We start from the raw sequence: 7969 nt of genomic DNA on the forward strand, positions 1-7969 counted from the left end.
AACTTCTTCACCATTATGAATATATGAAGCAACAAGATTTTTAATATCTGCATTGTACGAAACTCTTCCGGTAAAACTAGTCGCATTTTGATTTAAATAAATATCATTTGTAAGACTTGGATTATTGACTTTCAAAAAAGATATATCAACAATTTCTGTTCCCTGAATAATTGGTTGCACTGCCGGATCATCATTACACGATGTTATAAATAATGCAGTAATTAGAATAATTAATTGAACTGATTTTCTTAAAAATTGGGTCTTAATTTTTTGCATAATTAAATTCCTAAAAGGGGTGTTTTTTTATTGTTTGATTTTATATTATTTCAATTTTTGAAATAAATTTTTTGTTTTAATAATTCCTGAGGATTTCCACCAACTAAGATTTCAAATTCACCTTCTTCAATAATCCATTTATTATTGATTCCGATACTTTCCAAATCTTTAGTCGTTAAATTAAATTCCAACGTTTTTGTTTTGCCTGCCTTTAAATTTATTTTAACAAAACGAACTAATTTTTTGGCATCTGGAGAAACTGTTGCAACTAAATCTTTTATAAAAACCTGTACAATTTCTTTTCCCTCTCTTTTGCCAGAATTTTTAATAGTAACATTAACTTTAAATTGATCAGATGTTGCCAAAGTGTCTTTACTAATTTTTAAATTTGAGTATTCAAAAGAGGTATAAGACAATCCAAATCCAAATTCAAATTGTGGATAAAAACCATTATAACCCCAATCTATATCTCGTATATCTGCTTTTTTATAATAATAAGGCAATATATTTCCAGTAAATTTTGGATATGTGTAGGGTAATTTACCACTTGGGTTTATGTTTCCAAAAATAACATCGGATATCGCTCTTCCACCTTCTTGACCTGGTAAATATGCCATTAAAATTCCGTCAACTAACGGTTCAATTTCTCTGATAATTCTAGGACGGCCTTGCACCATTATTAAAATAATTGGTTTTCCTGTCTTCGCTAATTTTTTAACTAATTCTTGTTGAACTTTTGGCAATTCTAACTCATTAATATCTGAAGGTTTTTCAGAAGCTGGAATTTCTCCAACACAAACAACAATATAATCTGCTTTTTTTGCTTTTGAAACAGCCAAATCAGAATTAATATCTTCTAAATAATCTGTTCCTTCTACAAAATCAACATTATTAGCTCCAACTTGTTTTTTAATAGCATCAAGAATTGTTAATTTACTTCGATCATTATAGGTTGTGTCTCTTCCTAAAAATGATCTTGACCAAGCTCCATTTAACATATTTATTGAATTCGCTGAATAACCAGTTACTAATACTTTTTTATTTGAAGAAAGTGGTAAAATTGCGTTTTCATTCTTTAATAAGGTAATTGCTTCACTTGCTGTTTTATAATTGGCAACAATATGCTTTTCACTTCCAAAATCAGGATATTCTTTTGGATTATTATAAGGCATTTCAAAAAGATTTAAGTAAAATTTTAAACGTAATATGCGTGTTACAGCATCATCAATTCTTTCTTTTGAAATTTCTCCAGCTTCAACTAATGCTACAATAAGATCAACTACATCCGCATCATATGGATTCATTAGTAAATCGATCCCTGCATTAACTGCTAATTTCGTTGCTTCTCGCATATCTTTAGCAGATTGATGCGCTACCACTAAAAATTCAACATCACTAAAATCTGAGATTACAACTCCTTTAAATTCCATTTCGCCTTTTAAAATATCGGTAATATAATAGTTGTTTAAATGGCAAGGAATTCCATTCACAGCATTTGAACTAATCATTATTCCCATTGCTCCATTTAGTATAGCTTTTTCAAAAGGCGGCAAAAAATATTGACGTAAGCTATTCTCAGGAATTATTGCATTTGCTCTATCTTTTCCGTTTTTTCCAGCTCCATATCCTACAAAATGCTTCATACAAACAGCAGAACTTGTTGAATTCTCCAATCCTTTTTCCTGAGATCCTTTAATATAAGCATTTGTCATTTCTGAAATTAAATATGGATCTTCACCAAAGCTTTCTCCAATTCTTCCCCAAAGTGGATTTGTTGCTACATCTGCATTTGGATTGAAATTCCAAGGAAGTGAGGCCGCTCTAGATTCATAGGAGGTTATCTCCGCACCAATTCTAGAAAGTTCTGTATTCCAAGTTGCAGCCACAGCAATTTGATGTGGAAACATTACTGAACCATTTACATAATTTGCTCCATGAATATTATCAATTCCATATAACACAGGAATTCCTAAGCGTGTTTTTTGCATTGCCGAATCCTGAATTTCTCTTACAATTTTAAACCACTCTTCTTTAGTAGCTGGATATTGTGGGGTGTTATGTATTGATCCAACAGCATAATCAATAATAAATTTTTTAAATTTTTGAGCATCAAAATTAACGCTATCTCTTTTGTTCCAATATTCACCTTCTAAAACTGAAGGCAAACCAATATTTAACATTTGACCCGCTTTTTCTTTTAAGGTCATTTTCACTAATAACTCTTGTATTTTAGCTTCAGTTTCTTCAGTTTGCAAACTGCTTACTTTAAGACTTAAATCAATAGGTTTTTCAGTTTTAGCACAACTCATAAAAATTATGATTATTAATGTTATTTGATATATTTTCTTCATTTATATTTAATCTATTTTAAAATTTAAAGCTTTTGTATATCCTTTATTTACAAAGTTATTTTTGTATAAACTATTCTCTAAATATTGATTTAATGCTTTTTGAACTTTTAAAATATCTGGTCTATTCTCCCTGACCATTGCATACGTTGAACGATCGCTTTTTGCATATTCAGTAATTAAATGGTAATCTTCTGGCTGATTAAAATTCATAATTCCTCGTAAATTATTCATTTTTTTATACGGCCAAAAACACCAGTTTACTTCATTTTTATCTAACAATATTCTAAAATCATTTACCCATTCATCAGTATTTTCACCTGTTTCTCCAATGTAAATTGGGACGTTGTGTTTATCTCTAAAATCCATATAAGTTTGGATTGCTTCCTGATTCACTTCAAACCAATATTTATGAAATTCATACACAACATTGTCATCAACTAATTCTTCAAAAACATCAAAATTTCCACTCCAATTAGAGCCATTTAAAAATATAGTATGCTCCTTATCTACAACTCTAATTTCTTTAATAATTCTGTTATACAACAAAAATAATTGGTGATTAAAATAATCTAATTCATCATTAAAATAATGTGCAATTGGCTCGTTTATTAAATCGTATCCTATAATTACTGGTTCATTTTTATATCTATTTGCAATATCAACCCAGATTTTTACCATTAAATCTTGAGACGATTTACTTTTGAAAAGATATGGATAACCATAACTATCATCAATATTATCACCTGTTTGCCCACCTGGAGCACAATGCATATCTAACAAAACATATAGTTGTTCTTGTCTGCACCAATCTATTAATCTATCGAAATATTTAAAACCTGAGTTTCTTTCACCCATATACAAATCATCAGTAAACATTTTATAATGAAACGGAAGACGTAAATGATTAACTCCAATACTTTTTAAATATTTTATATCATCGTGGGTGATATAATTATTTAAAAAGCCTTTCCAAAAAACCTGTAAACTGTCTGGCCCAACCAATTCGTACAATAATTCATCAATTTTTCGAGGGGCATTTACTTGCTCCATTTTAAACATGTAGCCTTCTGGCACTAACCAATTTCCTAAATTAGTTCCTCTTAAAATTAGTTCTTTTCCATTATCATCAACCAATTTAGCTCCTTTTGTTTTTACGAAACTGAGTGTATTATTTGATTTTTTTTCAACAACTTTAACTGTTTTTTCATTGCAAGAAAAACTTATTGAAATAAAAAAGATTGCTAAAATGATATTTAAATAGTGCTTCATTTCTAATTATTTTTTTCTTTACTAATTCGATTAACTTCTTTTAACAATAATGGAAATGCTGGTTGTGCCATATTATGTCCGTAACCATCTAATTCATAAAGAACAGTCTTGGTATGTCCTACAATTTTCATCATACGCATTAAGTAGGCATTTTCTTCATACCTACCTAACAATTCTAATTCTCGATCTCCTGTAATTAAAAGTAAAGGAGGTGCATCAGCCCGCACATGATATAATGGTGCTAATTCATCAATAATAGGCTGTGATCCAGAAATTCCACGCTCTTCACGTACTGTAAAATGTGTAATTGCATGACCGCTAAAAGGAATTAATCCTGCAATTTTATTAGCATCAATATTATGACTTACAAGCCAATTCTTATCCAAGCCAATCATACTTGCCAAATAACCACCAGCTGAATGCCCAGAAACAAATATTAGATCTTTACTCCCTCCAAATTCTTGAATGTTTTTAAATGCCCAAGCTACTGCAGCTGCAGTATCTTCTATATAAGCTGGCGCTTTTACTTTTGGATATAAGCGATAATTAATTCCAATAATAGCTACTCCTTTATTCTTTAATTCTTCAGGAATTTCTTTTTGAAAACTTTTTAATCCGCCTCCATGAATCCAAACAATTGTTGCAAATCCTGTTATATTATTCGGGTAATAAATATCTAATACACAACGTTCATTTATATATGAATCAGATTGGTTAACTGAATCGGAATAATAAGGAATGTTTTGTTTTATTTCGTAATCAATATCTTGTGAAAAACCCTTTGAACAAATTGTAAAAACTACTAAAACAAATAAAATACGTTTCATATATCTACATTTAATTAAGCTAATTCATCACTAATTTAGGTGTTCTATTTACTTTAAATAAGCCCCGTTTCTGGTTCTAGTGCTTCATCAGATTCTTTCCGTGGCTCGCCAAAAGCTTCAAAAACAAAAGTTAAAATTTCATCTTTTTCATTCCATTAAATCATTATACTAAATTTGCTAAAATTCTTGACTTACATTTTTAATTGTTTTTTCTGGCTCTATGTCTAGTTCTTTTACATAATTCAATTAACTTAATAGTCTGTTTTAATATTTAAGATTCTCATCTTTATCCCAAATACCCCAAAATGCACCAACATCTCCTTCAGCACCAGTTTTCCATGACTCATCAAACGATGAAAAATAAAACACATCAATATCTTCTGCTTCAGACCATTGTTGGGTATTGATAAAATATTTTATAGCGTTTTCAAAAGAAGGCTCTGCTCCATGAAAAACTTGCCCTTTATTTGTCCAACCTGTTTCTGTGATAATTACTTTTTTTCCATTTGCAGCATTCATAGCTCTGCGGTACATATCTTTCATATATAATAATGAATACTCTAAGGCACAGCCTTCCCAATAAGGATAACAATTGGCTAGCACCACATCACATGCCTCAGTAATTTTTGGACGATGCTCAAACTCGTAATAAGCATCTACATATCCTACAGGAATGTCTGGAATAGCCTCTTTTACTTCATGTATAAAAGCCAATAATCCTTCTTCTGTTAAGTCACCTCTGTACATAACTTCATTACCTACAGCCGCAATATCAACATACCCTTCTTTGGCAATTTTAATAAGATTGGCGACTTCCTTTTTATTAATTTCATCATCGCTACCTAACCAGGCGCCTACCAACGTTTTAATGCCATATTCATGTGCTATTTTTGGAATTAATTCATTTCCATCAGTACAAGAAAAAGAGCGAATCCATTTTGTATACGGCTTAATAATCTCCATTCTTCTTCTTATTTGCTCTTCTGTAATAATATCACCTGGTTGCTGACCTTCTTCATAAGGACTAAAGCATAATCCATGCATTCCATTATTTAAAGCCTTTGAAAAATAACTTTGTAATTCTTCTTTCGATTTATTTTCGTGGTTTATTCCCGCTAACGATAATATTTTTTCTTTTCTAACCGACATCTTTTATGATTTTAAATCTCTTATACTTCTACTTTTTATCAGAAACACTTTTATAAATTTCTTTTACTACTTGATACGTTTCTTTCTTATTTCTATCTATATCTACAATTCCCCAATATTCTTCATTTGGAGTGCCATCGTAAGGTACACCACTACTATTTGGCGCCCAACCACCTGGGTCTTGCGAATCTGTATTTCCTGCTTTCCACCATCCATCGGTAAAAGAAAACAATGTAACACCCAAACAAATATCAGACGCTTTAAAAACAGCTTTTAAAATATTTTTATTCGCATCTGCTTGTACTTTTTCATTGATTCCTTGCTCGTAACCATCTTTTGAAATAGTCATATAACTATCTCCACCTGCTTCAGATAAATACATTGGTTTTGAACTAACAGCACTCCATTCTGAAAAAATTGTTGAAGGATTATCCCATCGGTACACATTCAATCCCCAAACATCAATATTCGGACTTAAAGAAAGTGCTAGTGCATCAGGTAATTCTCCATGAGCTGTTGTTACAGGGTGCGCTGGGTCATTTTCATGGATTAATTGAGCAGCATTATTCATAGCATTATACCAATTTTTTAAATCGCCATCAAACCATTCTGGGTGGTAGTTATACTCGTTACCAAGTTCCCACATTAAAATTGCGCTATGACTTTTATATTTATTTACATAATTTATAAAAGTACCTGATAAAATATCATAGTTACCACCTTGATTATAACCAAACCCTATAATCACTTTTAAGCCTGCCTTCTGAATTTGATCCAAAACAACTTCATCATCAATTGGAGCATATACTCTTATTGTATTAATTCCAGCCTCTACCATTAATGCTAAATCTTCGGTCAAATTATCAAAACTTCGTTGATCACTTCCCTTTGGAACAGGATGATAACAAATTCCTTTAATTGTATAAGGGGTTTCATTTACCAATAATTGCCGACCAGAAACAGTAACACTTTCCGATTTCACCACTGTTTTACATGAATAAAGTGTGGCAGCTATCATTATTAAAATACTGATAGCAATTTTTTGTTTAAATTTATGCATTGTACTAATTTTTATTTAGTTCATAAATTATTTAAGGTGTATAGGTAAGTCCTTTACATTTTTCAACCAGTTCTTTCACTTGCTCATGCGTAATTTCACCGTGCGTGATGTATGGATATTTAATTAAAGGATGTTCAACCATAAAACCTTGGTATTCTCTTATTTCAGCTTCATCTCCTTCGGTTACAATTCCTCTAATCCAATTTGGCATGTATTCCAATAAAATTTTACGTGTTTGTTTGTTGTTCCAATATTCTAAAAAGAACGTATATTCATCAAACATTAAAGGCACTTGTTGTGTTGATTGTAAGCTAATGGTTTCAGACAATCTAATATCACGTGAAGAAGCAGCTGCTGCAATTACATATTCGCCACTTTCAGCAATCCACATATCTCTTTTAGCATCGAAATAAGAAAAATCACGGCTCTCCAATTTAAAAGAAACCTCTTTCTCTTCTCCAGGTGCTAATTCAATTTTAACAAATTTCTTTAGTTCTTTTTTAGGACGTTGTAATGTGCTTTTTGTATCTGAAACATAGATTTGAACAATCTCTTTCCCAGTAACTTTCCCTGTATTTTTAATAGTAACACTTACTGATAACCCTTCTTTATCTGTAGTGTTTTTTGAAGACACTTTTAAATCGCTGTATTCAAATGAAGTATAAGACAACCCATATCCGAAAGGAAATAACGGCTCAATTTTTCGTTCATCATAGTAACGATATCCAACAAAAATACGTTCTCCATAAAGTACATCACCTTGTTCTCCTGGAAAGTTAAAAAAGGCAGGAGTATCTTCTAAACGCATTGGAAATGTTTCTGCTAATTTCCCTGAAGGATTTACTTTTCCGAATAACACATCTGCAATTCCACCAGCTCCTGCTTGTCCTCCTAACCAAGTTTCCAATACACCTGAAACTTTGTTTAACCAAGGCATGGTAACTGCGCTTCCATTGGTAAGCACAACTACTGTATTTTTTTGAACAGTACTAATTTCACTAATTAATGTATTATGAGATGGTGGCATATTTATATGC

At 31.2% G+C, this 7969-nt stretch carries 7 protein-coding genes; all 7 read right to left on the bottom strand.

Annotation, left to right across the window (positions count from 1 at the left end):
* Positions 1-276 (bottom strand): hypothetical protein (locus AB1Z17_RS01635; RefSeq protein WP_368050048.1); only part of this gene is annotated, 276 nt, incomplete at its 3' end.
* A gap of 50 nt (positions 277-326) precedes the next feature.
* Positions 327-2627: a glycoside hydrolase family 3 N-terminal domain-containing protein gene (locus AB1Z17_RS01640; RefSeq protein WP_368050049.1), complete on the bottom strand. Its 2301-nt coding sequence runs from the start codon at positions 2625-2627 to the stop codon at positions 327-329.
* 6 nt (positions 2628-2633) lie between these two features.
* Complete coding sequence (locus tag AB1Z17_RS01645; protein WP_368050050.1) at positions 2634-3896, bottom strand: glycoside hydrolase family 5 protein; 1263 nt, start codon at positions 3894-3896, stop codon at positions 2634-2636.
* Between the two features lie 2 nt (positions 3897-3898).
* Complete coding sequence (locus AB1Z17_RS01650) at positions 3899-4723, bottom strand: alpha/beta hydrolase (RefSeq protein ID WP_368050051.1); 825 nt, start codon at positions 4721-4723, stop codon at positions 3899-3901.
* Between the two features lie 264 nt (positions 4724-4987).
* On the bottom strand, positions 4988-5872 hold the full coding sequence (locus AB1Z17_RS01655; RefSeq protein ID WP_368050052.1) for a glycosyl hydrolase family 17 protein: 885 nt from the start codon (positions 5870-5872) through the stop codon (positions 4988-4990).
* A gap of 28 nt (positions 5873-5900) precedes the next feature.
* Positions 5901-6932 (bottom strand): hypothetical protein, encoded by a 1032-nt coding sequence (locus AB1Z17_RS01660; RefSeq protein WP_368050053.1) that lies wholly within the window; start codon positions 6930-6932, stop codon positions 5901-5903.
* A 31-nt stretch (positions 6933-6963) separates the two neighbouring features.
* A partial coding sequence (locus AB1Z17_RS01665) for a glycoside hydrolase family 3 C-terminal domain-containing protein (protein WP_368050054.1) occupies positions 6964-7969 on the bottom strand: 1006 nt, incomplete at its 5' end.

The organism is Lutibacter sp. (assembly GCF_040883305.1).
Lineage (GTDB): Bacteria > Bacteroidota > Bacteroidia > Flavobacteriales > Flavobacteriaceae > Lutibacter.

Coding starts and splice junctions, on each gene's coding strand:
- AB1Z17_RS01640 (WP_368050049.1), bottom strand. CDS start 2,627: ATGAAGAAAATATATCAAATAACATTAATAATCATAATTTTTATGAGT.
- AB1Z17_RS01645 (WP_368050050.1), bottom strand. CDS start 3,896: ATGAAGCACTATTTAAATATCATTTTAGCAATCTTTTTTATTTCAATA.
- AB1Z17_RS01650 (WP_368050051.1), bottom strand. CDS start 4,723: ATGAAACGTATTTTATTTGTTTTAGTAGTTTTTACAATTTGTTCAAAG.
- AB1Z17_RS01655 (WP_368050052.1), bottom strand. CDS start 5,872: ATGTCGGTTAGAAAAGAAAAAATATTATCGTTAGCGGGAATAAACCAC.
- AB1Z17_RS01660 (WP_368050053.1), bottom strand. CDS start 6,932: ATGCATAAATTTAAACAAAAAATTGCTATCAGTATTTTAATAATGATA.